The organism is Lentzea rhizosphaerae, assembly GCF_042649515.1.
GTDB classification, from domain to species: Bacteria; Actinomycetota; Actinomycetes; order Mycobacteriales; family Pseudonocardiaceae; genus Lentzea; species Lentzea aerocolonigenes.
In genome coordinates, this window is sequence record NZ_JBHRZI010000011.1 from 1,036,860 (window position 1) to 1,061,360 (window position 24,501).

Genomic DNA, 24,501 nt, shown 5'->3' on the forward strand with positions numbered 1-24,501 from the left:
CTAGTGGCCCGAACGTGCTTTTCGCGCCAACAGGAACAGCAATGGACACGACTGGCTACCTGCGAAACTGCCCATCGCGTTCTGCCGCGAGCTCCGGATCGGCGTAGGCCTCGGAGAACTCGGCGAGCACGGTGGGCAGTTCCTCGTCCCACGCCGCCCGCGCCTCGTCACGCGGCAGACCCCGTGCGTCCACGGTGAAGTAGGCCCACGCCCGCACGATCTCCGGGAACAGCGCGAGGTCCTCTTCGGACACGTGCAAGCGCGCGGCCACGTTCAGGATCAGCACCGCCGTGAGTGACGCCGGCCCGTACACGACGGGGTCCCGGTTCTGCTCGACCGCAGCCGAAGCGACGACCCTCGCGAACGCCCGCGCGGCCTCGACGTCGGCGATCCCGTGCTCTGAAGCCAGGAACGCCTCGACCACCTCGTCCGTCCTTTCCGGACTGATGGTGGCGATCTCGTACTCGTCGGGCACCAGCACGCTCACGCGCGCGTCGGCCAGGGCGATCAGCTGGACGGGGTGCCGCACGTCCTCCTCGCCCATCAGGCCCTCTTCGGCCTCCTCGTCGGGCCCGTCCGCCCAGAACTGCTCGATGTCGGGCCACACGCGGTCGTAGACGTCGCTGGCGCTCAACGGCGTGATGGTGTCCTGGAACGCGTCGGGCGTGGAGGCGATCATGTCCTCCAGCAGCGCCACGGTGCCCTCGTCCGGCGTGTGGAACAGCTCGATGGCCGTGGCGCCGAGCACCGGCTGGCGCATGAACAGCACGGTCTCCCCGACACCGGCGCGCTCCTGGGTGAACGCGACGACCTCCACGTCTCCCAACAGGTTCGTGACGAGGAAGGCGTCGCGGAAGTCCGCAACGGTGCCGGCGACGTACCACGACGGCTCGGCGGCACCGCGTGCCGCAACGGCTTCCGCGGCCTCGAAGGCGGCCTTCCGGTGCTCCGCGGAACCCACACCGGACAGCGCCCGCAACGCGGTGAGCGCCGCCGGGTCGTCCATCGCGGCGAGCGCGTCGACCAACGGCGCGTGGCCGGATCCGGCGAGCCAGAGCGTGGCGTAGAGCTCGCTCGCCCAGGCGTCCGCGAGCAGCCAGGACTCCGAACGCAGCGCGGCCGCCGACTCGAGCAACGCCCCGTACGGGGACTGCTGCTCGGGCCTGCGGCCGGGTGCCTTGCCTTGCTTCTTCTTGCGGGACTTGCTCTGCGGGCTCACCCGCAGCAATTTAGCCGAACCGGCCGGAGATGTAGTCCTCGGTCGCCTTCTGGCCGGGGTTCGAGAAGATCTTCTCGGTGTCGTCCACCTCGATCAGCTGTCCGGGCTGACCGACACCCAGCAGGTTGAAGAACGCGGTCTGGTCGGACACGCGCGCGGCCTGCTGCATGTTGTGAGTCACGATGACGATCGTGTACTCCTTCTTCAGCTCCGTGATCAGGTCCTCGATCGCCAGCGTGGAGATCGGGTCCAGGGCCGAGCAGGGCTCGTCCATGAGCAGCACGTCGGGCTGCACCGCGATGGCACGCGCGATGCACAGACGCTGCTGCTGACCACCGGAGAGGCCGCCGCCCGGCTTGTCGAGGCGGTCCTTGACCTCGTTCCAGAGGTTGGCGCCGCGCAACGAGCGCTCCGCCACCTCGTCGAGCTTCTTCCTGTCCTTCACGCCCGCGAGCCGCAGGCCCGCCACCACGTTGTCGCGAATGGACATCGTGGGGAACGGGTTCGGCCGCTGGAACACCATGCCGATGGTGCGGCGCACCTCGACCGGGTCCACAGTGGACGCGTAGATGTCCTCGCCGTCGAGCAGCACCTTGCCCTCGACGCGGGCACCGGGCGCGACCTCGTGCATGCGGTTCAGCGACCGCAGCACCGTCGACTTGCCGCAACCGGAGGGGCCGATGAACGCGGTGACGTTCTTCGGCGGCACCGCGAGCGAGACGTTCTCGACGGCGTGGAACTTGCCGTAGAAGAGGTTCAGGTCCTTGATGTCTAGTCGCTTGGCCATGTCCGCCCGCTCACTTCGTCTTCGGCGCCAGCACCCGCGAGATCACGGTCGCCAGCAGGTTGAACAGGGTGATGATCAGCACGAGCGTGATCGCCGCGCCCCACAGTCGCTCGAAGCCCGCCTGGGTCGGGTTGTTGCGCTCGTTCACCATCATCAACGGCAGCGAGGCCATCGGGCCGCTGAACAGGTTGTAGTTGATGAACGGCGCGTACGCCGCGAGCACGAGCACCGGCGCGGTCTCACCCATGACGCGGGCGAGGGCCAGCATGATGCCGGTCAGGATGCCGGAGAGCGCCGTCGGGATGACGATCTTGACGATCGTCTTCCACTTGGGGATGCCCAGCGCGTACGAGGCCTCGCGCAGCTCGTCCGGGACGATCTTGAGCATCTCCTCGGTCGTGCGCACCACGACCGGAACCATCAGCAGCACCAAGGCGATCGACACCGCGAACGCGCTGCGGCCCATGCCGGCGTAGGTGATCCACACCGTGTAGATGAACAGCGCGGCGACGATCGAGGGGACACCGGTGAGGATGTCGACCATGAACGTCGTGGCCTTCGCGAGCTTCGAACGGCCGCCGTACTCGACGAGGTAGATCGCGATCATGATGCCGATGGGCACGGAGATGATGCCGCACACCAGGCCCTGCACCAGGGTGCCGTAGATCGCGTGGTACGCACCGCCGCCCTGCTGGCGGGCGAGCAGGCCGGAAAGCGACTTCTGCCACCAGTCACCGTCGAGGATGACCGGGAAACCGCGCTGCACCACGGTGTAGAGCACCCACACCAGCGGGATGATCGCGATCAGGAAGGCACCCCACACGAGCGCGGTGGCGAAGCCGTTCTTGATCCGGCGGCTGAGGCTGACCGCCTGGAACGTCGGCGGCGTCGCGAGGCGAGTGGGGTCGGCGAGGTTCGTGCTCACTCGTACTCCTTGTGGCCGGCGACGATCGAGCGCGCGATGGCGTTCACGACGAAGGTCAGCACGAACAGCACCAGACCGGCCGCGATGTAGGCACCGGCCGAGCGCGTGTCGTTGAACTCCGGCGCGGCCAGGGCGATCTTCGAGGCGAAGGTGGCGCCACCGTCGAAGAGCGACCAGCCGAACGCGGCCGACGTGGTGCTCAGGATGATCATGACGGCGATGGTCTCGCCGAGCGCGCGGCCGAGGCCGAGCATCGAGGCGCTGACGTAGCCGGCCTTGCCGAACGGCAGGACGGTCGTGCGCACGACCTCCCACTTGGTCGCGCCGAGCGCGATGGCGCCCTCGACGTGCATCCTGGGCGTGCGGTCGAAGACCTCGCGGCTGACGGCCGTGATGATCGGCAGGATCATCACCGCGACGACGATGCCCGCGGTGAAGATGGTGCCGCCGAGCTGCACGTTCACGTTGCCCTTGGCGAAGATCGGGATCCAGCCGAGGGTGTCGATCAGCCACTCGGAGAACGGGTACAGCACCGGGCCGAGCACGAACAGGCCCCAGAGGCCGAAGACGATCGACGGCACCGCGGCGAGCAGGTCGATGACGTACGCGAACGGCCGGGCGAGGTTGCGCGGCGCGTACTGCGTGAGGAACAGCGCGATGCCCAGGGCGATCGGCATCGCGATCAGCAGCGCGACGATCGAGACGATCACCGTGACCAGCAGCAGGTCCAGGATGCCGAACCGCAGGTTCGCCGGGTCCGAGGTGTTCCACTCGCGGCTGGTCAGGAAGTTGACGTTGTCCAGCCCGAGCGACGGGATGGCCTGCAGGATCAGGAACAGGCCGATCGCGCCGATGAGGACGACGATGAAGACACCGGACCCCGTCGCCAGGCCGCGGAAGATGCGGTCACCGGGCCGGACGTGCGGTGCCTTGGGGGTTTCTGGAGCTTCCGTTGTCGGGGGAATCGGAGCCTCCGAAGCGGTGGGAGCAGCCGCTGCGCCCCGCTCGGCTCCGGGGTCACCGGAGCCGGCGGGGCGCTTGGCCACGACGGGATCGTTCATCGCGTCAGCGTTGGTCGCAAGAGTCCTTCGCAGTCTCGCATCAACCTCAGGCGATCGCCTTCACGGCGGTCAGCAGCTTGTCCTGGAACGCCTTGGGCAGCGGCACGTAACCGGCTTCGGCGAGCTGCGCCTGGCCGGTGGTGGCGGCGACGGTCAGGAACGCCTTGACGGCCTTCGCGGTGTCGGCGTCGTAGCCCTTGGAGCAGACGATCTCGTAGGTCGCGAGGAGCAGCGGGTACGCACCGGCGGCCTTGGAGCCGTAGATCGAGTCGAGGTCGAGGATCAGGTTGTTGCCCTCGCCCTTGACCTTCGCACCGTCGATCGCCTTGCCGGCCGACTCCGCGCTCAGCTCGACCGCACCGGCACCGGAGTCGATCTTGGCGATCGAGAGCTTGTTGTCCTGCGCGAACGACCACTCGACGTAGGTGATCGCACCGTCGATCGAGCCGACGGCCTGCGCGACACCGGCGGACTTCTCCTTGCCCTCGCCGACACCGCCCTTGAACTGCTTGCCGTCACCCTTGGTCCAGCCGCCGGCGACCTTCAGGTACTTCTGGAAGTTGTCGGTCGTGCCCGACTCGTCGGAGCGGTAGATGACCGCGATGTCCTTGTCCGGCAGGTTCGCGGAGCCGTTCAGCGCCTTGATGGCCGGGTCGTTCCACTTCTTGACGGCGCCGGAGAAGATCGCGGCGGTGGTCTTGGCGTCCAGGACGAGGCTGTCCACACCGGACACCTTGTAGCCGATGGCGACCGGGCCGAAGACCAGCGGGAGGTTCCACGCCGGGTTGCTCTGGCAGCGCTTGGCGGCCGCCTCGGTCTCGGCGCCCTCCTTCAGCGCGGAGTCGGAACCACCGAAGTCGACCTGACCGGCGTTGAAGTTCTTGACGCCCGCACCGGAACCGGACGGGTTGTAGGCGAGGTCGACGCCGGGGCAGGCGGCCTGGTAGGCCTGCACGAACGCGTCGACCGCGTTCTTCTGCGCGGAGGAGCCCTCAGCGTTGAGCTTGGTCTTGCCACCACACTCGACAGGCACAGAGGCAGCGTTCGAGGTGGTGTTCCCACCCGCGGCGCCCGTGTTGTTGTCACTGCCACACGCACTGAGAAGAAGCGCGCTGGCCGCGACGAGGCCGAGCACGGCGCCGTGCCGCTGGATCTTCACCTTGGTCCTCCACCTTGCGGAAGCATTCGCGGTTTCGCGACGGACGTCGCCGCTCGCTTCGGAAGGTAGGTATCCATGGTGGACAGCCCACCTAGACGAGGTGAACGGCAGGTGAACACCGAACGGGAAGTGACGGGTCACACGGCCGAAAGAGTGATGGCGTGACCAGCGCGTATGCGTTTTGTGACGGTCCGTTGACTACCGGGCGTACTGGACGTCGGCGTCCCAGAGCGTGAAGCCGAGCTTGGTGTAGACGCGCACAGCGGGTGCGTTGTCCGACTCGACGTACAGCATGACCTCCTTGACCTGCTGTTCCCGCAGGTGCTGGAGGCCGGCGAGGGTCAGCGCCTTGCCGAGGCCACCGCCCTGGGCGTCCGGGTCGACGCCCACGACGTAGACCTCACCCAGCACGGGCGTGTGCACCTTCGTCCAGTGGAAGCCGACGAGCCTCTCGTCGGCGTTGAACGCGAGGAGGAACCCCTTCGGGTCGAACCAGGGCTCTTCTTCTTTGGCGCGGACGTCCTCGATGGACATCGAGCCCTGCTCGGGGTGCCAGTCGAACGCGCGGTGGTTCACGTAGACGACCGCTGCCTCGTCCTTGCCGGGGACGAACGGCCGGATGGTGATGCCCTCGGGCAGCTCGGGCTGCGGCAGGTCGTTCTCGACGCGCAACCGCATCCGCAGCAGCTCGCGGACCTTGCGGAAGCCGAGCTTCTCCGCGAGCTTCTCGGCGTCGGGGTGGCCGCCGTGCGCCCACATCCGCAGCGACTGCTCGGGGAGCGCCTTCACCAGCGCCTCGCCGACGCCGTGGTGGCGGTGCTCCGGGTGCACGGCGAGCTCGGCGACCTTGTTGCCACCGGAGTCACCGAGCACGTCGACGTGCGCGTACCCGGCGAGCTCGCCGTCGCGGCGGGCGAGGAGGTGCCTGCTGCCGGTGGCGCCGGGGCGCATCCGCAGTCGCACGGCCTCGCCGACCGGTGCCACGCCGTCGGTGCTCTCCGCAGCCTCCAGCAGCCGCCCGACCTCGGCGGCCTGCTCGGCCGTCAGCTCCTCGTACCAGCTCAGTTCCGCCACACAGGCGAACCTACCGCGCGATCAAACGCTCATCCAGAACGCGGACAGCGTCACCCATCTCGTCGACCTCGGTCATCTCCGCCGGACGACGGGACGAACCGGGCCGCGGAGGGCGGACGAACTTGTAGCCGACGTTGCGCACGGTGCCGATCAACGCCTCGTGCTCGGGGCCGAGCTTGGCGCGCAGCCGTCGCACGTGGACGTCGACGGTGCGGGTGCCACCGAAGAAGTCGTAGCCCCAGACCTCCTGCAGCAGCTGCGCACGGGTGAACACCCGGCCCGCGTGCTGCGCGAGGTACTTGAGCAGCTCGAACTCCTTGTAGGTGAGGTCGAGCGGGCGGCCCTTGAGGCGCGCGGTGTAGGTGGCCTCGTCGATCACGAGGTCGCCGAGCTGCAGCGCGCCGTCGCCACCGGGCTGGGCGGCACCGCGGCGCGACCGGACCAGGCGGAGACGGGCGTCGATCTCGGCGGGGCCCGAGTTCGGCAGCAGGATCTCGTCGACCGACCAGTCGGAGTTGACGGCCACCAGACCGCCCTCGGTGACGATCGCCACCACGGGCACGTCCACGCCTGACGAGTCGAGCAGGCGGCACAGCGAGCGGGCGCCGACGAGGTCGGTGCGCGCGTCGACCAGCACGATGTCGTGAGGTCCGGCTTCGAGGAGTGCGGAGACCTCCGGCCGCAACGGCCGCACGGCGTGCGGGAGCAGAGCCAGCGCCGGAAGCACAGCCTCCGAGTCAGGGTCTGTCGTCAGCAGAAGCACGTCGATGCTCATCGCGGCGCCCTCCTAATCGGCCGTGGTCAGGTCACCTCGACCAGACCAGCGGCGTACGGTGACCGGGCCCCGTTGCCTGCGGATGACGGAGACAATACCGGTGCACCCCCAGAAAGTCCCAGGTCAAGAAGCCGTGCTCACACTTGTTTCCACAAGCGTCACGCCTGTTACATCCATGTCACACGACGGCGTACGCCTGCACGGTGTCCACTACAAGGGTGAAAGCGACCTCGCTTTCGTTGTGGGACATGGGTTCACGAACCACGTGCGCAAGCCGTACGTCGCACGTCTGCTGGCCCGTTTGGCCACGCACGCCGGTGTGGTCGCGTTCGACTTCCGCGGCCACGGACGGTCGGAAGGACGCTCGACGGTCGGCGCGGACGAGGTCCACGACATCGAGGCGGCCGTGCTCAAGGCACGCGAGCTCGGGTACTCGAAGGTCGCCACGGTCGGGTTCTCGATGGGCGCCTCGGTGGTCCTGCGGCACGCCGCACTGGGCGAGACCAGGCCTGATGCCGTCGTCTCCGTCAGCTCGCCCGCCAGGTGGTGGTCGCGAGAGACCGCACCGATGCGAAGGGTGCACTGGTTGCTGGAGCAGCCGCACGGGAAGCTGGCGGCGCGGGCGATCGGGGTTCGGCTCGGCGACAGCTGGGTACAAGCGCCGGAGAGTCCCTTGGAGGTCGTGGCGCGCATCGCTCCCACCCGGCTGCTGATCGTGCATGGTGACCTGGATCACTATTTCGGGGTGGAACACGCCATGTCACTGCACCGCGCGTCCTTGGGACATGCCGAGATGTGGATCGAGAGCGGCATGCGGCACGCGGAATCGGCCGCGACCGAAGACCTGGTAGACCGGATGGCGGCATGGGTCGCCGACGAAGCCGAGGACGAGGAATGACTGCGCACACCCCTGCACGGCCGCGAAAGAAGAAGTCCCGGCGCGGGAAGTTCCTCGTCATCATCCTGCTCGTGCTGGGCGTGCTGCTGGTGGCGGCCGACTTCGCGCTGGCCGCGGCGGGCGAGTACCAGATCGCGCAGCGGATGCGGGAGAAGCTGCAGCTCGACGAGGACCCGTCGGTGCGGATCAACGGGTTCCCGTTCATCCTCCAGGCGTTGCGGGGTGACTACAAGCACGTCGAGATCCGCGCGTACGGCGTGCCGATCAAGGACGAGCAGCAGGGCGTCGACCTGCGCGACCTCGACATCGAGGCCGACCTCCGGCACACCCACGTCGAGCTCGCGGACCTGTTGGCGGGCAACGTCTCCAAGGCCACCATCGACCAGGTGGACGGCAGCATCAAGATCAAGGCGCTGGACCTGAACAGGCTCGCGAACCAGGTCACGCCGTTCGACAAGCTCTCGATCGAGCCGGACAACCGCGCGGCCGCCACGCAGACGCCGACCCCGGACCCCAAGGCGCCCAAGACGACCGCCGCGATCAAGCTCTCCGGCCAGACCAACGTGGCCGGCAAGGTCGTCACGCTCACCGCGTACGGCCAGATCGCGCTCGTCAGCGGTGCCATCCAGATCAACATCGACGACATCGAGCTGGACGACAACTCGCTCAAGCAGATCATTCCCCAGCTGCGCCAGGCACTCGCGATCAAGATCGACCCCGGCACGCTGCCGTTCGGCGCGAAGCCCACCGCCGTTGAGGTGGAGAGCGGTGCGTTCAAGCTCAGCGGCCTGATCACGGATGTACCGTTGGTCCAACGATGACTGGTGTGTGGGCGCTGCTGGGCGCGCTGGCCGTGGCCGGCGCGATCGGCGTGCTGCTCAAGGTCCGCGAGGGCCGAATTTCTCGTCGTTCGTCCGTCGACCTGCCGGCCCCCGTGCGCGACCTGCTCGTGCCGGGGGTGACGCTGGTCCAGCTCTCCACCACGTTCTGCGCGCCGTGCCGGCACGCGAAGGTGATCCTGCGCGATCTCGCCGACAGGACCGAGGGCCTGTCGCACGCCGAACTCGACGTGACCAACCTGCCGGACGTCGCCGCTGCGCTCGGTGTGATGCGCACCCCCACCACGTTGGCCCTGACGGCCGAGGGCGTGGAGGTGTTGCGAGTCGGTGGCGTGCCGAAACGCGACTCGTTGCTCGCCGCGCTGCAACCACATTTGCCCTAATCCGGTCGAGTGAACCTGCGTTGTTCCACCAGATGGACATACCTCCCGGACCGAGGGATTGAGGGCTACCCTCGCTGGCATGACCATGCTGCTCACGAAGCGACGCGCGGTTGACCTGTGCCGCGTGCGCAGCAGCCTGTGTCGCACGACGAGCTGATTGGGCCGCTTGACGCCCAGCAGCCACCTCTGACGGACTGAATTTCTCCTCGTCCGAATGCCCGGAGGTCGTCGTGCCCAAAGATGCCCCAGTAGACCCGCGCGGACCGCGCTTCACCGCCTGGATGACCACAGTCGTCCTGGCCGTCGTGTTGCTCACCGGCTGGTGGCGGCTCCTCGCCGCCCAGACGGTTCTGTTCGCGATGTGCGCGTTCATCTCGCTCAAGCTCAACCCGTGGGGTCACGTCTACCGCTACGCGATCCAGCCGAAAATCACCCCGACCACCGAACGCGAAGAGGCGGCACCGCTGCGCTTCGCCCAGGGCGTCGGCTTCGTCTTCGCGCTGATCGGCACCCTCGGTTACGCCACGGGCCTCACCACTCTCGGCATGGCGGCAACCGCCCTCGCACTGGTGGCAGCGCTGCTCAACGCCGCGCTGGGCCTGTGCCTCGGGTGCGAGATGTACCTGCTGCTGCGCCGGTACGCACCCGCCCTAGCACGTCCGCAATCGCAATAAAGCCACGCACTACCAACAGGAGCAACTTCCCATGAGCCGTGAGAACGTGCTGGTCTCGGCCGCCTGGTCCGAGGAGAACCTCCAGACGCCCGGCGTCGTCTTCGCGGAGGTCGACGAGGACACCACCGCGTACGACGGCGGGCACATCCCCGGAGCCGTGCGCATCGACTGGAAGACCGAACTCCAGGACCAGGTCCGCCGCGACTTCGTCGACCGCGAGGGCTTCGAGAAGCTGCTCTCGGCCAAGGGCATCTCCAACGACGACACCGTCATCCTCTACGGCGGCAACAACAACTGGTTCGCCGCCTACGCGTACTGGTACTTCAAGCTGTACGGCCACAACGACGTCAAGCTCCTGGACGGCGGCCGCAAGAAGTGGGAGCTCGACGGCCGCCCCCTGGACAAGGAGAAGGTCACCCGCCCCGCGACCTCCTACAAGGCGCAGGAGCAGGACCTCTCGATCCGCGCGTTCCGCGACGAGGTCGTCGATGCCATCGGCAACAAGAACCTCGTCGACGTCCGCTCCCCCGACGAGTTCTCCGGCAAGCTCCTCGCCCCGGCCCACCTCCCGCAGGAGCAGGCTCAGCGCGCCGGCCACATCCCGTCCGCGGTGAACGTCCCGTGGTCGAAGGCTGCCAACGAGGACGGCACCTTCAAGTCCGAGGACGAACTCCGCGAGATCTACGCCGAGGCGGGCTTCGACGGCTCCCGCAAGACCATCGCGTACTGCCGCATCGGCGAGCGCTCCTCGCACACCTGGTTCGCCCTGCGCGAGCTGCTCGGCCACGAAGACGTCAAGAACTACGACGGTTCTTGGACGGAGTACGGCTCGCTCGTCGGCGTGCCGATCGAACTCGGTTCCGGCAAGGAGGCCTGATCATCATGAGCAACGGCTGCGGCGCACCCGCCCAGGGCGGTTCGGTGGACGTCAACACCACGGAAACGGTCCTGGAAGGCAAGGTCCTCTCAGAGGGCACCCCGGTGGGCGGCGCCTTCGTCCGCCTCCTCGACGCGACCGGCGAGTTCACGGCCGAGGTCGTCTCCTCCCCGGAAGGCGACTTCCGCTTCTTCGCGGCCCCCGGCTCCTGGACCGTCCGCGCACTCCACCGCACGGGCAACGGCCAGGCCGACGTGTCGGCCACGGGCCCCGGCGTGCACGCGGTGGAGATCGCGGTCGCCTGACACTCTCGGTTGGTATGACGAAGGCCCCGGCGGTGCACACCGCCGGGGCCTTCCACGTGCGGGGGCGCGCGGGGCTGCAGGGGAGGGACGGGCCGGAGCTGGGGCTGGGGCCAACCACCCGCTCAAGGCCGAGGCCGCAGGCGAGGCGACGCGAAGGCGAGCAGCCCTTGCTTGAAACGAAGGTTCCGGCGAACCGCACCGACCCACGCAACGCACAGCCGCCGTGAGCAACAGGCGTGCCATCAACCCGCGCATGGCGCTGGCCGGTCTTTGATCAATTGGCGGGGTAAGGGCAGAGCCCCAATCTTTGAACAGGAACGCGACACGGCAAGGCGACCACCGCACCCCAGGCCGTGACCACGACACCGACACAAGAGCGGTGACCAACGCACCCCCGGTGTCCTCCACCACCACAACCCTGCACGTCAGCCCCCGCGAGATATCCTGACCCCCGTGGCACACATTTTCACAGGACTCCTGGTACTAGTGACGATCGCCGTGATGTGGTTCGCCGGCTACGTCGTCTACCGCCTCTACTCAGACCAGCGATGACCACGAGCAACGCCGTCCCCGGCAGCGGCGACGAGGCCATCCGCCTGGCCGAGGAACGAGCAGCGGCGACCAGGGAACGCAACCTCCCCCAGTTCACCGACATGCCCATCCCGGGCGACACGGCGAACCTGCGGGAAGGCGCGAACCTCAACGACGCCCTCCTCGCCGTCCTCCCGCTGGTCGGCGTCTGGCGAGGCGAGGGAGAGATCGTCTACCCGACGATCGAGGGCCCGTTCCGCTTCGGCCAGCAGATCACGTTCGCCCACGACGGCCGCCCGTTCCTCGTCTACGAGGCCAGGTCCTGGCTGCTCAACGAGGCCGGCGAAGTGATCCGCCCGGCCGCCCGCGAGCAGGGCTTCTGGCGCCCGCAGCCGGACGACAGCATCGAGCTGCTGCTCACCCACAACACGGGCATCGTCGAGTTGTACTACGGCAAGGTGCGCACGCAGACCTCCTGGGAGTTCGAGACGGACGCGGTCATCCGCACCGCCACCGCCAAGGACGTCAAGGCCGCTCAGCGCCTGTACGGCATCGTCAACAACGGCGACCTCGCGTACGTCGAGGAGCGCGCCATGGTCGGCCAGGAGATGCAGCCGCACGCGTCGGCGCACCTCAAGCGCGTCGTCGGCTAGCTCGGTCGCGGGGATCGTTCAACGATCCAACACCCGGATCGCAGGATCGTGGGATCGTTGAACAATCCAACACGCAGATCGCTGGATCGTCGGATCGTTGAACGATTCGACACGCCCGTCACCGCCGGTACGCGCAGGTCGTGGGGCAAGATCGTTGAACGATCCAGCGCTGGTCACCACCACGGGCGCCCAGGGCCCGCCGATCGGCTCGACGCTCGTCGCCGCCACCGGCGACCAAGGGGCGTTGGTCGACTCCAGCCCTGCTCGCCGCCACAGCGCGCCTCGAGGGTGTCCAGCGATCCGATGCGGGCGTGTCGGATTGCGGGATTGTTGAACGATCTGCGCGTGGGATTGTTCAACAATCCCACGATTCCCCGTAGCATGTGCCCATGTTGCTCCGGCCCTGCGGAACCGACGCCCTCCTCGTCGAGGTCGACTCACTGACCGAGGTCGCGGCCGTTCGCGCAGCCCTCCAAGGGCTCGACGGCATCGAGGAGCTGGTCCCCGCCGCCAGGACCGTGCTGGTCAAGGGCGCGCTCCACCAGGTCAGGGAAACGCTGAAGACCGTCGACCTCACCAAGGCACCCGCCACGCACCCCAGAGAGATCACCATCCCGGTCACCTACGACGGCCCCGACCTCGACCTGGTCGCGGAAACCGCCGGAGTCAGCCGAGAAGAGGTGGTGAAGCTCCACACCGGAGCCACCTACGAGGTGGCGTTCTGCGGCTTCGCGCCCGGTTTCGGCTACCTCACCGGCCTCCCGCAGAACCTCCAGCAGCCGCGCCTCGACTCGCCGCGCACGAAGGTTCCCCGAGGGTCCGTCGGCATCGCGGGCGAGTTCACCGCGGCCTATCCCAGGGCGACGCCGGGCGGTTGGCGGTTGATCGGGCGCACCGAGATCACGCTGTTCGACCCCGAGGCCGAGACCCCCGTGCTGCTCCAGCCCGGCGACCAGGTCAGGTTCGTGATCGCATGAGCCGCAGCGTCACGATCATCCGGACCGGACCGCAGGCGCTCGTCCAGGACCTGGGCAGGCCCGGGAACGCGCACCTGGGCGTGCCGCCGTCGGGCGCGGTCGACGCGCACTCGCTGAAGCTCGCCAACCGGCTTGTCGGCAACGACGAGACCGCGGCCGGGCTGGAGGTCCTGCTGGGCGGCCTCACGGCCCGAGCCAACGCCAGTTGCACGGTTGCCGTCACCGGACCCGCCGTCGAGGTTCGGATCGATGGCAGGCTCGTCGACTCGCACCAACCCGTGCACCTCGCAGCGAACGCGACCCTCGAGATCGGCACCCCGCAGAACGGGCTGCGCACCTACGTCGCGTTCTCCGGCGGTGTCGACGTCGCGAAGGAGCTGGACAGCCGGTCCACCGACCTGCTGTCCGGAATCGGTCCAGACCCGTTGCGGGACAACGACGTCATCGAGCTCGGGGCCCCGAATCCCGCCACCGGCGCAGACGTCGTGCCACCGGTCCAGGTCCTGCAAACGTTGGTCATCCCGATCAGGCTCGGCCCTCGCGACGACTGGTTCGAGGACGCCGAAACCCAGCTGCGGCAAGGGTCCTGGACGGTCTCGGACCGCGGCAACCGGGTCGGCGCGAGGCTCCACGGCACGAAGCTGAATCGTCGTGACGGGGAGATTCCCAGCGAAGGGATGATCACCGGCGCGGTTCAGGTGCCGCCAGACGGGCAGCCCGTGGTCTTCCTCAACGACCACCCGACGACTGGCGGCTATCCCGTCATCGGTGTGGTCGACTGCGATCACCTGCGGTTTCTCGGCCAGGCACGGCCGGGGACGACGGTGCGGTTCCGTCCGATCGACTGAGGACCACGGCGTTGACGTAAGTGGTCCAGACCAAATACCGTAACAGCCAGGCCGCCGCGGAACCTCTACCAACCTGGAGTTCCGCATGCGCCGAATCCCTGCCCTGCTGGTAGTTCTGGTCGCTGTGCTGGCACTGGCGGTCCCTGCCAGAGCCGCCACCGGCATCACCGCGACCTTCTCCCGCACCGGTACGAGCGCCAAGTTCGTGGTCGCCAACGCGAGCACGGCCGCGCTCAACGGGTGGTCGATCAAGTTCGACCTGCCCGCCGGTGTCACGGTCAGCAACGTCCAGAACGCCACCACCACCCAGAACGGCACGCGAGTGACGCTCACGCCTGCCTTCTACATCAACAACATCCCCGCCGGACGCAACACCGAGCCGTACAGCCCGACGTTCTCCCTCAGCTCGGCCGCCGACCCGACCGCCTGCACGATCAACAACATGGCGTGCGACGGCTCCGGTGACCCGGCGCCGCCCGCGAGCGGGGTCACCGCCGACTACTCGGTCGCCGGCGGCACGGCGAAGTTCATCGTGCGCAACAACACCACCGCGGCCATCTCCGACTGGTCGATCGTCTTCACGCTCCCCGCGGGCGTGACGGTCAGCAACGGCCAGAACGGCACGGTTTCCCAGTCCGGCAACACGGTCACGCTCACTCCCGTCTACTACAACAAGAACGTCGCGGCGGGCGGCAGCACCGAGCCGTACAGCCCGACGTTCTCCATCAGCTCCAACGTCGAGCCGGCCACCTGCCGCATCAACAACGCGAACTGCAGCGGTGCCCCGGACACTCCGCCAAGCGCGCCAACGGGCCTGACCTCGCCGAGCAAGACCACGCGCACGGTGACGTTGCAGTGGAACGCCTCCACCGCGGGTTCGCTGCCGATCGCGGGTTACGACGTCTACAACGGCTCGACCCTCGCGACGAGCAGCAGCACGACGTCGGCGATCGTCACCGGCCTGAACCCGAACACCGCGTACTCCTTCACCGTCAAAGCCAAGGACTCCAAGGGAACCCAGAGCACCCCGAGCCCAGCGCTGAGCGTCACGACCAACAACCCCGCCAACGACACCACCCCGCCGACAACACCGGGCAGCCTGCGTTCGACCGCCAAGGACGCGGGCAGCATCACGTTGGCGTGGAACGCTTCCACGGACACCAGCGGCGTCGCGAACTACGACGTCTACCAGGGCTCGAGCGTGAAGATGACGGTCTCCGGCACCACGGCCACCGTCAGCGGCCTCGCGCCGTCGACCAGCTACACCTTCACCGTCCGGGCCCGCGACACCTACGACAACGTGTCCGGGGCGAGCAACGCGGTCACCGCGACCACTAGTGACATCGTCGGTGGGTACGCCCGTGTCGGGTACTTCGTGCAGTGGGGCATCTACGGCCGTCAGTACTTCGTGAAGGACATGGACGCCGCCAAGCTGACGCACGTCAACTACGCGTTCGGCAACATCGACCCGGTCAACCTGACGTGTCTGCACGGCGTCACGAAGGGCACCACGCCGAACCCGCAGGACCCGAGCCAGGGTGACGGTGCGGGCGACGCGGAAGCCGACTACAGCAGGCCCATGAGCGCGGCGCAGTCGGTCGACGGCGTCGCGGACTCCGGCTGGGAACCGTTGCGCGGCAACTACAACCAGCTCCGCAAGCTCAAGGTCAAGTACCCGAACCTCAAGGTGCTGATCTCGCTCGGCGGCTGGACGTACTCGAAGTACTTCTCCGACGTCGCGGCGACCGACGCCTCACGCAAGAAGTTCGTGTCGTCCTGCATCGACGTCTACCTCAAGGGCAACCTGCCGACCTACAACGGCGCCGGCGGACCCGGCACCGCCGCGGGCATCTTCGACGGCTTCGACCTCGACTGGGAGTGGCCGGGCGCGGAAGGCCACGCGGGCAACCACTTCGGGCCGCAGGACAAGGTCAACAACAGTCTGTTGATCGAGGAGTTCCGCCGCCAGATCGACGCCTACGGTGCCACCACGGGCAAGCGCTACCAGCTCACCGCGTTCACGCCCGCCGATCCCGCCAAGATCGCGGCTGGCTGGGAGCTCGGGCGGGTCGCGCAGTCCATGGACATCTTCAACGTCCAGGGCTACGACTTCCACGGCTCCGGCAGCGACAACTCGTGGGAGCCGAACAGGACCGGCCACCAGGGCAACCTCTACCCCGACCCGGACGACCCGTACCCGTTCCACTTCGACGTGGCGAGCACGGTGCAGGCCTACCTCGACGCCGGGGTGCCGTCACGCAAGATCACGCTCGGGCTCGCGTTCTACGGCCGCGGCTGGCAGAACGTGGTCGACGGCGGCAAGAAGGGCGAGTGGCAGCAGGCGGGTGGAGCGGCGCCGGGCCAGTTCGCGGAAGAAGCGGGCACGCGCGGGTACGCCAACCTCGTCGCCTCCGTGCCGAACTGCACCGTCCACCACGACGAAGTCGCCGTGGCGACGTCCTGCTACACCGGCAACCAGTGGTGGACGTTCGACGACGCCTGGTCGATCCAGAAGAAGACCGCGTGGCTGAAGTCGAAGAACCTGCTGGGCGCGATGTTCTGGGAGATGTCCGGTGACCGCGGCCCGTTGATGGCCGCGGTCGACGCCGGACTCCGGTAACGATGAACGGCGCTTTTGTGCACCTGAGGTGGACAAAAGCGCCGTTCATCGAGATCAGTACTCGGACTCGTAGAGGCCCTGGAGTTCGGTCAGCAGGGTGGACGAGTCGGGGAGTTGTTTGCCGTCGAGGGTGGTGACGCGCGTGATCTTGCGGACGCTGGACGCGAGGAACACGCCCTCGGCGTCGTAGAGCTCGCCGGTCTGGATCGGCTCCACGAGCACGGTCCAGCCGGCGCGCTCGGCGGCGCGGAACAACGCGTACTGCGTGGTGCCGGGCAGGATGCCGAGCTTCGACGGCGGCGTCACCAGCGTCTTGCCGCGCACCAGGATCACCGTGGAGGTCGGGCCCTCCAGCACGGAACCGTTCGAGGTCGTGAAGATCACCTCGGCGGCACCGCGGCGCTCGGCCTCGCGGATCGCGGCCATGTTGATCGCGTACGACAACGACTTCGCGCCCAGCAGCAGCCACGGCGCGCGGTCGGCGAGGTCCGGCTCGATGCCGCGGTCCAGCGTCACCGCGGAGAGGCCCTCCGCGCGCTGCTTGAGCACCTTCGCGCCGATCTCCATGCCGAGCGCGAAACCGGTGGGCGTGCCGTCGCCGCCCTCGACACCGCGGGTGTAGACGAGCTTGAGGGCGAACTCGCTGCCACCGGTCCAGTTGCCGATGACGAGCTCCACGGCGCGCTCGAACTCCGCACGCGGCGGGGGCAGCATGTCCAGCATCGCTGCGGACCGGTCGAGCCGGTCCAGGTGCGGCGTGAGTTCGCGGGGCTTCCCGTCGACCACGAGGATCGTTTCGAACACGCCGTCACCGCGCATGAGTCCGAGGTCGTCGACGCGGATCAGCGGCGAGTCGGGGTCAGCGAGGGTTCCGTCGAGCAGTGCCAGCACGCGCATGGACCGAGCCTACTAACATCGGTGGTGTGGAGACCGCAAGAGGCCTGCGCAAAACGCTGCACGACCGCGGCATGAGGATGACGCCGCAGCGTCAGCTCGTGCTGGACGCGGTCAGGTCGCTGGAGCACGCGACGCCGGAACAGATCTGCCAGCGCGTCCAGGAGACGGCGCCGACGGTCAACATCACCACGATCTACCGCACGCTCGACCTGCTCGACCGGCTCGGGCTCGTGCGGCACACGCACCTGGGTCACGGCGCGCCGAGCTACTCGGTCGACGACCACCAGCACGTGCATCTCGTGTGCCACGTGTGCGGGCGGATCGACGAGATCCCGTGTGAGCTGCTCGACCCTCTGGTCGGAACATTGCGGCAACGCGACGGGTTTGAACTCGATGCGAGCCACCTCGCGCTGTCAGGCACGTGCCGTGACTGTTTGAAGCAGGAGCAGGAGACCGAGTGACCCAAAGGGATCGAACACTGCCCGGAGCCGTCCCACCGCCCGACGATTCCACCGACGCGGGTGTCGCCTGGCACTACGGCGACCCGTTCGCGGAACAGCGCTCGGCAGCCCGGTCCGTCGTGGTTGTCGACCGCTCCAACCGCGGCATCATCGCGATCCCGGGCGAGGACCGGCTCACGTGGCTGCACCAGCTCACGAGCCAGCACTTCGAGCAGCTCGGCGAGGGCGCCGGCACCGAGGCGCTGATCCTGGACGCGCAGGGGCGCCTGGAGCACCACATGGTCGTCGCGAACGTCGGCGGCACGGTGTTCCTCGACGTCGAGAAGGCCGACGACCTGTTCGCGTACCTGAAGAAGATGGTCTTCTGGTCGAAGGTCGAGCCGCGGGACGCCACGGGCGAGTTCGCGCTGCTGTCGATCATCGGACCGGACACGCCCGCCCTGCTGGAGAAGCTGAACGTCCCATTGCCGGCGAACGTCGAGGCGCTGGGCGAGGGCTTCGTGCGCAGGCGGTCGTGGCCCCAGAACTCGGTCGACCTGCTCGTGCCGCGCGCCGAGCTCGCCGGCTGGTGGCAGCGGATCACGGACGCGGGCGCACGTCCCGCCGGCAGCTTCGCGTACGAGGCGCTGCGGGTCGAGGCGCTGCGAGCGCGCCAGGGCGTCGACACCGACGAGCGCACGATCCCGCACGAGGTCAACCTGATCGAGAGCGCGGTGCACCTGAACAAGGGCTGCTACCGCGGCCAGGAGACGGTCGCGAAGGTCCACAACGTGGGACGCCCGCCGCGCCGGATGCTCCTACTCCACCTGGATGGTTCTGCGGACGCCCAGCCGGAGACCGGTGACCCGGTCACCCTCGACGGACGGACCGTCGGCCGGGTGGGCAGCGTGGCACTGCACCACGAGCTGGGACCCGTCGCGTTGGCGCTGGTCAAACGATCTGTTCCGATCGAGTCGAACCTGGTCGCGGGTGCTCCCGAACGCGAGGTCCAGGCGCGGATCGACCCGGACTCGGTGCCGCCGGACACCCCGGGTCTGGGCCGGGAAGCCGTTCGCAACCTGCGGGGCTGACACCCTAGAGTCCCGGGACATGTCCCAGGGCACGCTCATCACCGTCGCTCCCACCGGAGCGGAACACGCGAAGGCCGACGTCCCGCAGCTTCCAGTGACCCTGGAAGAGCTGGTCGCGACGGCGCAGAGCTGCGAGCAGGTCGGCGCGGCCATGATCCACGTCCACATCCGCGGCGAGGACACCAAGCCGTCGCTGGACCTCGGCCGTCTGAAGGCCACCGTCGAGGCACTGCGTTCCGAGACGAACCTCGTCGTGCAGCTCTCCACCGGCGGGTCGGTGCACGACCCGGAGGAGCACCGGCTGCGCGTGCTCGAGGCGATGCCGGACTCGGCGTCCTGCACGATGGGCACCGTCAACTTCGGCGACGACGTGTTCATGAACCGCTGGGAGTTCATCGTCGCGCTGCACAAGGGCATGCAGGAACGCGGGATCGTCCCGGAGTACGAGATCTTCGACATCGGCCAGCTCGCGTCGTTGAAGCGCCTGCTGGACCAGCACGGCCTGCCCGCGGGCGGTCACGTGCACGTCGACTTCGTGATGGGCGTGCCCGGCGGCATGCCCGGCGACGCGGCGACGCTGGTCGCCGCAGTGAACGCTCTGCCGGACGGGGCAACGTTTTCCGCCACCGGCATCGGTCGCACCACCATTCCGGTGATGTTCACCGCACTGGGTGCGGGTGGTCACCTCAGAGTGGGTATGGAAGACACGATCAGCTACTCGCGGGGCGTGCCGGTGCGGGACAACGCACAGTTGGTGGCACGCGCGGCGGGCTTGGCCAAGATCGCGCAACGACCTGCTTTGTCACCAGATGAGACGCGAAAGCTCTTGGGCGTGCACATTTGAGACAAGTTTGGTGCATGGGATGTGTTGGCGGGTGAGGAGGATCTACCGCAGGATGGACACGTGATCGAGGTGCGTCCTGGCGGGCGCCGCCGAATCGACAGGGTGCTCGCCCCCGACTACACAGAGGGCGTCGAGCAGCGCCCGCTCGTCGAGGTGCGCGAACTCCGCGACGAGGCAGCGCAGGAAGAGACCGACCTGTCCTACCTGCGGCGGCTGTTGCACGCGCGGATCGACATCGTGCGCGCGGAGCAGGAGCGCCGCAGTTCCGGTGGCTCGGCGGTGGTCGAGCAGCTGGCCACGATCCTGTCCACGAACGCCGTTGGTCCGGCGACCGGTCTCGGCCGGTACCAGACCCATGAGCCGTCACGCGCTGATGCACATCAACGGCACGTCGAGGCGCTCATCTCCGACGTGGACCTCTCCGACGTGAGCAAGTTGTCCGACTCCAAGCTCGGCGAAGTGCTGGAGACGTTCATCGCGGAAGAGGCCTCGGTGTCGGTGCGACGGCGCGAGGTTCAGGTGGTCGTGGACAAGCTCAACGCCGAGATCGCCTCGCGCTACCAGCGTGGGAGCGCGTCCGTGGACGAGCTGCTGGCGGCCGAGCGCGGACACCACCACCGTCCCAAGAGGTAAGACAGGCGTTCCACTTTCTGAGCAACGGACCTAGCGTGCCCCCATGGGGTACCGCTGGGTCGTGCTGTGCATCGGAGCTTTGGCTCAAGGCACGAACGCGGCCGTCTTCCTCGGCCTGCCTGCGATCAGCCCTCAGCTCCAGCAGCACTTCTCTCTCTCGTTGCCCCAGGTCGGGCTGCTTCTCGGCGCCGTCAACCTCGGCACGATGATCGCCCTCGTACCGTGGGGAGTCATCGCGGACAAGCGCGGTGAACGACTCGTGATGACCATCGGTGGCCTCGGGGCCGCCGTGTGCCTGCTCTCCGTGGCGCTGGGCAACGCCTGGATCGCCGGTCTCGCTCTGCTGGGCGCCGGGCTCTTCGGGGCGAGCGTCAACGCGGCGAGCGGCCGCGCGGTGATGTCGTGGTTCAGCAGCGGGTCCCGCGGGCTCGCGATGGGCGTGCGCCAGACCGCCACGCCGCTCGGGGCAGCCCTCACGGCGGCCTTCCTGCCCGGCATCGCGATCTCGTCCGGGGTGCCGGTGGCGTTCGTGGCCCTGGCGGGCGTGACGGCGTTCGTGGCGCTCGCGGTCGCCGTGCTCGTGCGGGAACCACCCGGAGCGGTCCGGGGGAGCACCGACCACGGGCTGGTGCTCAAGGACCCCCGGTTGCTGCGGCTCTCGCTCGCCAGCGGGCTGCTCGTGGTGCCCCAGTTCACCGCGACCGCCCTGCTGGTGCCCCTCCTGCACGAGCACCGCGGCATGAGCGTGACGGCGGCCGCCGCCGTCTTCGGTGTCGCTCAGGCGCTCGGCGGGGCCGGACGGCTGGCGGTCGGCGTGTGGTCTGACCGGGTGCGCAGCAGGATCGGGCCGTTGAAGATCGTCTCGATCATCACCGCGACCGGGTTCGTGCTGGTCGCCGTGCTGGACCAGGCACCGCTGCCGCTGCTCGTGGCGGTCCTGGTGCCGGCGAGCGTGTTCGCGTTGTGCTGGAACGGCCTGGCCGTCACCGAGGCGGGCGAGCTCGCGCCGGACGGCCGCAGCGCCACCGCGATCGCGATGCAGAACTCCGCGAACTACCTCAGCGCGGCGATCACGCCGTTCGTGGCGAGTTTCGTCGCGGTGCACGTGGCGTGGCCCGCGGCGATGGCGCTGGCAGCCGCCGCGGCCGTGACCGCGCGGGTGCTGCTTCAGCCGTGGCGTTCCCTGCGGGCCAGTTCGCCCCAGAACTCGCGCAGCGTCTCGTAGCGCAGCGCGACCTCCTCGGCGTCACCGGTCTCCAGGGCGTCGACGATGGCGTTCACGTCGGCCGCGGAGGTGTCCTCCAGCAGGTCCTTGTCCTCCAGCAGCTGCACCAGGCCGCCGTAGTCGAGCTCGACGGCCGAGTGCGGGTGAAAGTGCTCCAGCCAACGACCCGTGTCGGCGAGGACCGTTGCGGGCCCGTCCTCGCCCAGCGCGCCCTTCACGACCTTGAGGGCCCTCGCCACCCTCCGCCGGGCGTCCGCCATCGCCACGCGCCACGACACCTGCCGTTCCGGGTCGTCCTGGGCGCTGGCCAGCACCACGCGGCGCTGCGCCGGGTCGACGAGGGCGAACCACGGCAGCGGCACCGTCCAGGTCGTGGAGATCACGTGGACCGCTCCCGCCGCGAGTTCGGCCATCACGGCGGACGCGCGCGCTCGGACCGTTTCCGGGGCGACGTTGAGCGCCGCGTCCTGGAGGATCGGTGGTGCGGAGGCCAGGAAGCCCACCAGAGCGGCGGCCGAGCGGGCCCTGAGGTCCAGTGGGCAGACGAGTGGCCCCGGACCGACACGGGCGGCGTCAGAGGTCGGAACCTCGGCCGGACTGATCGTCATCACGTCGAACGACTCGCCCGGGAGCAGCTTTTGTCTCAACTGTGATCGCAACCACAGCTCCCGTTCCCGGTCACCCACCTCCGCGCGGGGGATCGCGCCCGTTTCCAGGGCTTTTGTCACCTTGTCCGCTAGCGGTGCGTCCAATACCGATAACGGTTCGTACACCCTCAGGTAGGCGACGAACGGTCTGGGCACCTGTGCATCCTTCCACGCGGGGGCGGCCATGAGATTTGGCGGTACGTGTCACGCCTACCGCGTCGCGAGGAACCCCATCGGCACGGTACGGTAGTTACCAGGAACTAGTTGTCGAGACGAGTGGGGCCGCCGTTCCCCCGGCCGCCCCCGTCCCTGTGCGAGGGGGTCGAGCCATGGGGCGCGGCCGAGCGAAGGCCAAGCAGACGAAGGTCGCCAGGGAGCTCAAATACAGCTCTCATGAGACCGACTTCGCTGCTCTGCAGCGCGAGCTGTCTGGTGGCGAAACGTCGCCGAACGGACGTGGTGGCGAGGAGAGCCACGACGATCCGTACGACGACTACGACGACTACCGTCGCTGAATTCAGCCTGAAGAGTTCAAGGGCTGGGCAACCGGATCACCGGTACCCAGCCCTTGAACTCTGAGGGCTGCTTCAGAACGCCCTGGCGTACTGCCTCGGTGCCCGAACCTCCACACCCAGTTCTTGTGCCGCGCGCAGCGGCCAGTACGGGTCGCGGAGCAGTTCGCGCGCGAGCAGGACCAGGTCGGCGGAACCGTCCGCAATCACTTGTTCGGCCTGACTCGCCTCGGTGATCAGGCCGACCGCACCCGTGGGCACGTCTGCCTTGTGTCGCACCGCCTCGGCGAGCGGCACCTGGTAGCCGGGCCCGATCGGGATGTCCGCCTGCGCGGCGTTGCCCCCGCTGGACACGTCGATCAGGTCCGCACCCGCGGCCTTGAGCGCCAGTGCCAGCACGACGCTGTCGTCGACGGTCCAGCCTTCCTCCACCCAGTCGGTGCCGGAGATCCTCACGATCACGGGCACCGCGGGGCCGACCGCTGCCCTCACGGCGGCGGTGACCTCGACGGGGACGGCGATGCGTTCCTCGATGCTGCCCTCGTTCGTGAGCGGCGAGTAGTACTCGTGGAGCAGGTAGCCGTGGGCGGCGTGGATCTCGATGACCTCGAAGCCGGCCTCGACCGCCCGCAGGGCACCTTCGACGAACGCCTTGACGACGCCGCCGTGGCTCTCGAGCTTCTCCGGCGTGTTCAGGCCGGGGAACGGCTCGGTCGTGGGCGCGACCGGCACCCAGTCGCCGAACGCCTTGCGCCCGGCGTGCGCGAGCTGGACACCGGGGACCGAACCCTGGTCCTTGATGAACGTCGTGATCCGCTTCCAGGCCGCGACCTGCTCGTCGTTCCAGATGCCGACGTCCTGCGCGGAGATCCGGCCGCGCGGCTCGACCGCGGTCGCCTCGGCGATGACGAGACCGGCGCCGCCGACCGCACGCGAACCCAGGTGGACGAGGTGCCAGTCGTCCGGCAGGCCATCGGTGGCCGAGTACTGGCACATCGGGCTCACCGCGATGCGGTTGGGCAGCGTGACCTCGCGCAGGGTCAGCGGGGAGAAGAGCAAGCTCACGGGGGACTCCCTTGAACGGTTCGTAGGTCTACGAAGGTTCAAGGAGGCGCGCCGGACGCGTTGTTCCCCGTGGCGAGGTCGTCTCAGTCACTGGGCGGGGACTCGGCCCTCCGGTAGCTGTAGAAGATGAACCCGTCGTGGTACTTGCCGATCCGGTCGTACAGCGCGCGGGCCGGGGCGTCCTCCAGCGTGTTCCAGTACAGACGGCCGAAGCCGTGCTCCTCCGCGTCCCGCGCGACCCAGTTGATCACCGATGTCGCGACGCCCTGGCGCCGGACCCCGGCGTCGACGAACAGGTCGGCGAGGTAGCACCGGCCCGCCGTCCCCCAGACGCTCGCGTGGAACACGTAATGCGCGATCCCGACCATCGCGCCGTCCAGCCACGCGGCGATCCCGCGCGTCTGCCCGCCGTCGAGCAGACGCCACCAGGTCCGTTCGTAGTCCTCGTCGGTGCGCGAGGTGTCGAAGTACGCGTCCTTGCCGCGGGCCAGCACTTCCCAGCGGTCGCGGTCTGCCTCGGTCAGAAAGTCGATCTCCACCAC

Annotated in this window: 28 protein-coding genes; 17 read left to right on the forward strand and 11 right to left on the reverse strand. The window is 68.4% G+C overall.

Annotated elements, in window-relative coordinates; translation table 11 throughout:
* Positions 1 to 55: 55 nt before the first annotated feature.
* The 7 genes from ACFOWZ_RS12635 to ACFOWZ_RS12665 all read right to left on the reverse strand — a co-directional run bounded on the left by ACFOWZ_RS12635 (position 56) and on the right by ACFOWZ_RS12665 (position 7,000).
* Positions 56 to 1,219: a hypothetical protein gene (locus ACFOWZ_RS12635; RefSeq protein WP_382372064.1), complete on the reverse strand. Its 1,164-nt coding sequence runs from the start codon at positions 1,217 to 1,219 to the stop codon at positions 56 to 58.
* Positions 1,220 to 1,229: 10 nt separating this feature from the next.
* A complete protein-coding gene (gene pstB, locus ACFOWZ_RS12640; protein WP_382372065.1) occupies positions 1,230 to 2,006 on the reverse strand; it encodes a phosphate ABC transporter ATP-binding protein PstB in 777 nt (258 codons plus the stop codon).
* Between the two features lie 10 nt (positions 2,007 to 2,016).
* The gene (gene pstA / locus ACFOWZ_RS12645) at positions 2,017 to 2,931 is read right to left on the reverse strand and encodes a phosphate ABC transporter permease PstA (RefSeq protein ID WP_382372066.1); all 915 of its coding nucleotides are present in this window, start codon (positions 2,929 to 2,931) and stop codon (positions 2,017 to 2,019) included.
* On the reverse strand, positions 2,928 to 3,992 hold the full coding sequence (pstC, locus tag ACFOWZ_RS12650) for a phosphate ABC transporter permease subunit PstC (RefSeq protein WP_382372067.1): 1,065 nt from the start codon (positions 3,990 to 3,992) through the stop codon (positions 2,928 to 2,930). The genes pstA and pstC overlap by 4 nt, the downstream gene beginning before the upstream one ends.
* Positions 3,993 to 4,038: 46 nt before the next feature.
* Positions 4,039 to 5,151: a phosphate ABC transporter substrate-binding protein PstS gene (gene pstS / locus ACFOWZ_RS12655; RefSeq protein ID WP_382372068.1), complete on the reverse strand. Its 1,113-nt coding sequence runs from the start codon at positions 5,149 to 5,151 to the stop codon at positions 4,039 to 4,041.
* A 198-nt stretch (positions 5,152 to 5,349) separates the two neighbouring features.
* Positions 5,350 to 6,225 (reverse strand): mycothiol synthase, encoded by an 876-nt coding sequence (gene mshD, locus ACFOWZ_RS12660; RefSeq protein ID WP_382372069.1) that lies wholly within the window; start codon positions 6,223 to 6,225, stop codon positions 5,350 to 5,352.
* Positions 6,226 to 6,235: 10 nt separating this feature from the next.
* Positions 6,236 to 7,000, reverse strand: a complete 765-nt coding sequence (locus tag ACFOWZ_RS12665) for a winged helix-turn-helix transcriptional regulator (RefSeq protein ID WP_382372070.1) — start codon at positions 6,998 to 7,000, stop codon at positions 6,236 to 6,238.
* 175 nt (positions 7,001 to 7,175) lie between these two features.
* On the opposite strand from ACFOWZ_RS12665, the gene ACFOWZ_RS12670 reads away from it, so the two are divergent.
* From ACFOWZ_RS12670 to ACFOWZ_RS12720, 11 genes are all read left to right on the forward strand, one after another.
* Positions 7,176 to 7,898, forward strand: a complete 723-nt coding sequence (locus ACFOWZ_RS12670) for an alpha/beta hydrolase family protein (RefSeq protein ID WP_382372071.1) — start codon at positions 7,176 to 7,178, stop codon at positions 7,896 to 7,898.
* On the forward strand, positions 7,895 to 8,719 hold the full coding sequence (locus ACFOWZ_RS12675) for an LmeA family phospholipid-binding protein (RefSeq protein WP_382372072.1): 825 nt from the start codon (positions 7,895 to 7,897) through the stop codon (positions 8,717 to 8,719). Before ACFOWZ_RS12670 ends, ACFOWZ_RS12675 begins: the two co-directional genes overlap by 4 nt.
* Positions 8,716 to 9,120 carry a thioredoxin family protein gene (locus ACFOWZ_RS12680; RefSeq protein WP_382372073.1) on the forward strand — a complete coding sequence of 135 codons (405 nt, stop codon included), beginning with the start codon at positions 8,716 to 8,718 and terminating at the stop codon, positions 9,118 to 9,120. Before ACFOWZ_RS12675 ends, ACFOWZ_RS12680 begins: the two co-directional genes overlap by 4 nt.
* A gap of 85 nt (positions 9,121 to 9,205) precedes the next feature.
* Positions 9,206 to 9,277: a putative leader peptide gene (locus ACFOWZ_RS12685; RefSeq protein WP_355300619.1), complete on the forward strand. Its 72-nt coding sequence runs from the start codon at positions 9,206 to 9,208 to the stop codon at positions 9,275 to 9,277.
* Between the two features lie 73 nt (positions 9,278 to 9,350).
* A complete protein-coding gene (locus ACFOWZ_RS12690; RefSeq protein WP_382372074.1) occupies positions 9,351 to 9,794 on the forward strand; it encodes a DUF4395 domain-containing protein in 444 nt (147 codons plus the stop codon).
* A gap of 31 nt (positions 9,795 to 9,825) precedes the next feature.
* Complete coding sequence (locus ACFOWZ_RS12695; protein WP_382372075.1) at positions 9,826 to 10,671, forward strand: sulfurtransferase; 846 nt, start codon at positions 9,826 to 9,828, stop codon at positions 10,669 to 10,671.
* Between the two features lie 5 nt (positions 10,672 to 10,676).
* A complete protein-coding gene (locus ACFOWZ_RS12700; RefSeq protein ID WP_382372076.1) occupies positions 10,677 to 10,976 on the forward strand; it encodes a DUF1416 domain-containing protein in 300 nt (99 codons plus the stop codon).
* Positions 10,977 to 11,524: 548 nt separating this feature from the next.
* Positions 11,525 to 12,160 (forward strand): FABP family protein, encoded by a 636-nt coding sequence (locus ACFOWZ_RS12705; protein ID WP_030471705.1) that lies wholly within the window; start codon positions 11,525 to 11,527, stop codon positions 12,158 to 12,160.
* Between the two features lie 389 nt (positions 12,161 to 12,549).
* A complete protein-coding gene (gene pxpB, locus ACFOWZ_RS12710; protein WP_382372077.1) occupies positions 12,550 to 13,137 on the forward strand; it encodes a 5-oxoprolinase subunit PxpB in 588 nt (195 codons plus the stop codon).
* Complete coding sequence (locus tag ACFOWZ_RS12715) at positions 13,134 to 13,985, forward strand: 5-oxoprolinase subunit C family protein (protein WP_382372078.1); 852 nt, start codon at positions 13,134 to 13,136, stop codon at positions 13,983 to 13,985. Before pxpB ends, ACFOWZ_RS12715 begins: the two co-directional genes overlap by 4 nt.
* A gap of 85 nt (positions 13,986 to 14,070) precedes the next feature.
* Complete coding sequence (locus ACFOWZ_RS12720) at positions 14,071 to 16,605, forward strand: glycosyl hydrolase family 18 protein (protein WP_382372079.1); 2,535 nt, start codon at positions 14,071 to 14,073, stop codon at positions 16,603 to 16,605.
* Positions 16,606 to 16,659: 54 nt separating this feature from the next.
* Here the strand turns inward: ACFOWZ_RS12720 and ACFOWZ_RS12725 are convergent, their stop codons facing one another.
* On the reverse strand, positions 16,660 to 17,502 hold the full coding sequence (locus ACFOWZ_RS12725; RefSeq protein ID WP_382372080.1) for an aminodeoxychorismate lyase: 843 nt from the start codon (positions 17,500 to 17,502) through the stop codon (positions 16,660 to 16,662).
* A gap of 71 nt (positions 17,503 to 17,573) precedes the next feature.
* Between ACFOWZ_RS12725 and ACFOWZ_RS12730 the strand changes: the two genes are divergently transcribed.
* From ACFOWZ_RS12730 to ACFOWZ_RS12750, 5 genes are read left to right on the forward strand one after another with little or no spacing between them, the layout of a single operon-like run.
* Complete coding sequence (locus tag ACFOWZ_RS12730; RefSeq protein WP_051784393.1) at positions 17,574 to 17,963, forward strand: Fur family transcriptional regulator; 390 nt, start codon at positions 17,574 to 17,576, stop codon at positions 17,961 to 17,963.
* Positions 17,960 to 19,033: a CAF17-like 4Fe-4S cluster assembly/insertion protein YgfZ gene (ygfZ, locus tag ACFOWZ_RS12735; protein WP_382372081.1), complete on the forward strand. Its 1,074-nt coding sequence runs from the start codon at positions 17,960 to 17,962 to the stop codon at positions 19,031 to 19,033. The genes ACFOWZ_RS12730 and ygfZ overlap by 4 nt, the downstream gene beginning before the upstream one ends.
* A 19-nt stretch (positions 19,034 to 19,052) precedes the next feature.
* Positions 19,053 to 19,877 (forward strand): BKACE family enzyme, encoded by an 825-nt coding sequence (locus tag ACFOWZ_RS12740; RefSeq protein ID WP_030471699.1) that lies wholly within the window; start codon positions 19,053 to 19,055, stop codon positions 19,875 to 19,877.
* 60 nt (positions 19,878 to 19,937) lie between these two features.
* A complete protein-coding gene (locus ACFOWZ_RS12745; RefSeq protein ID WP_030471698.1) occupies positions 19,938 to 20,510 on the forward strand; it encodes an RsiG family protein in 573 nt (190 codons plus the stop codon).
* Between the two features lie 43 nt (positions 20,511 to 20,553).
* Positions 20,554 to 21,735 carry an MFS transporter gene (locus ACFOWZ_RS12750; protein WP_382372082.1) on the forward strand — a complete coding sequence of 394 codons (1,182 nt, stop codon included), beginning with the start codon at positions 20,554 to 20,556 and terminating at the stop codon, positions 21,733 to 21,735.
* Here ACFOWZ_RS12750 and ACFOWZ_RS12755 read toward each other — a convergent pair.
* Positions 21,678 to 22,538 (reverse strand): hypothetical protein, encoded by an 861-nt coding sequence (locus tag ACFOWZ_RS12755; protein ID WP_382372083.1) that lies wholly within the window; start codon positions 22,536 to 22,538, stop codon positions 21,678 to 21,680. The genes ACFOWZ_RS12750 and ACFOWZ_RS12755 overlap by 58 nt on opposite strands.
* 173 nt (positions 22,539 to 22,711) lie before the next feature.
* Here ACFOWZ_RS12755 and ACFOWZ_RS12760 point away from each other — a divergent pair, with 173 nt between their 5' ends.
* On the forward strand, positions 22,712 to 22,897 hold the full coding sequence (locus tag ACFOWZ_RS12760) for a DUF3073 domain-containing protein (protein ID WP_030471695.1): 186 nt from the start codon (positions 22,712 to 22,714) through the stop codon (positions 22,895 to 22,897).
* Between the two features lie 72 nt (positions 22,898 to 22,969).
* On the opposite strand, the gene ACFOWZ_RS12765 is transcribed toward ACFOWZ_RS12760, so the two are convergent.
* Together ACFOWZ_RS12765 and ACFOWZ_RS12770 are read right to left on the reverse strand one after the other, a co-directional pair.
* Positions 22,970 to 23,959 carry an NADH:flavin oxidoreductase/NADH oxidase gene (locus ACFOWZ_RS12765; RefSeq protein WP_382372084.1) on the reverse strand — a complete coding sequence of 330 codons (990 nt, stop codon included), beginning with the start codon at positions 23,957 to 23,959 and terminating at the stop codon, positions 22,970 to 22,972.
* An 83-nt stretch (positions 23,960 to 24,042) separates the two neighbouring features.
* Entirely contained in the window at positions 24,043 to 24,501 is a 459-nt protein-coding gene (locus ACFOWZ_RS12770; protein ID WP_382372085.1) for a GNAT family N-acetyltransferase, read from the reverse strand.

What these genes read in the sequence shown, in the direction of transcription:
- pstC (WP_382372067.1), bottom strand. Translation starts at nt 3,992, where the DNA reads ATGAACGATCCCGTCGTGGCCAAGCGCCCCGCCGGCTCCGGTGACCCC.
- ACFOWZ_RS12720 (WP_382372079.1), top strand. Translation starts at nt 14,071, where the DNA reads ATGCGCCGAATCCCTGCCCTGCTGGTAGTTCTGGTCGCTGTGCTGGCA.
- ACFOWZ_RS12670 (WP_382372071.1), top strand. Translation starts at nt 7,176, where the DNA reads ATGTCACACGACGGCGTACGCCTGCACGGTGTCCACTACAAGGGTGAA.
- pstB (WP_382372065.1), bottom strand. Translation starts at nt 2,006, where the DNA reads ATGGCCAAGCGACTAGACATCAAGGACCTGAACCTCTTCTACGGCAAG.
- ACFOWZ_RS12725 (WP_382372080.1), bottom strand. Translation starts at nt 17,502, where the DNA reads ATGCGCGTGCTGGCACTGCTCGACGGAACCCTCGCTGACCCCGACTCG.
- ACFOWZ_RS12760 (WP_030471695.1), top strand. Translation starts at nt 22,712, where the DNA reads ATGGGGCGCGGCCGAGCGAAGGCCAAGCAGACGAAGGTCGCCAGGGAG.
- ACFOWZ_RS12665 (WP_382372070.1), bottom strand. Translation starts at nt 7,000, where the DNA reads ATGAGCATCGACGTGCTTCTGCTGACGACAGACCCTGACTCGGAGGCT.
- ACFOWZ_RS12705 (WP_030471705.1), top strand. Translation starts at nt 11,525, where the DNA reads ATGACCACGAGCAACGCCGTCCCCGGCAGCGGCGACGAGGCCATCCGC.
- ACFOWZ_RS12700 (WP_382372076.1), top strand. Translation starts at nt 10,677, where the DNA reads ATGAGCAACGGCTGCGGCGCACCCGCCCAGGGCGGTTCGGTGGACGTC.
- ACFOWZ_RS12740 (WP_030471699.1), top strand. Translation starts at nt 19,053, where the DNA reads ATGTCCCAGGGCACGCTCATCACCGTCGCTCCCACCGGAGCGGAACAC.
- pxpB (WP_382372077.1), top strand. Translation starts at nt 12,550, where the DNA reads ATGTTGCTCCGGCCCTGCGGAACCGACGCCCTCCTCGTCGAGGTCGAC.
- ACFOWZ_RS12680 (WP_382372073.1), top strand. Translation starts at nt 8,716, where the DNA reads ATGACTGGTGTGTGGGCGCTGCTGGGCGCGCTGGCCGTGGCCGGCGCG.
- ACFOWZ_RS12730 (WP_051784393.1), top strand. Translation starts at nt 17,574, where the DNA reads ATGAGGATGACGCCGCAGCGTCAGCTCGTGCTGGACGCGGTCAGGTCG.
- ACFOWZ_RS12750 (WP_382372082.1), top strand. Translation starts at nt 20,554, where the DNA reads ATGGGGTACCGCTGGGTCGTGCTGTGCATCGGAGCTTTGGCTCAAGGC.
- ACFOWZ_RS12695 (WP_382372075.1), top strand. Translation starts at nt 9,826, where the DNA reads ATGAGCCGTGAGAACGTGCTGGTCTCGGCCGCCTGGTCCGAGGAGAAC.
- ACFOWZ_RS12715 (WP_382372078.1), top strand. Translation starts at nt 13,134, where the DNA reads ATGAGCCGCAGCGTCACGATCATCCGGACCGGACCGCAGGCGCTCGTC.
- ACFOWZ_RS12675 (WP_382372072.1), top strand. Translation starts at nt 7,895, where the DNA reads ATGACTGCGCACACCCCTGCACGGCCGCGAAAGAAGAAGTCCCGGCGC.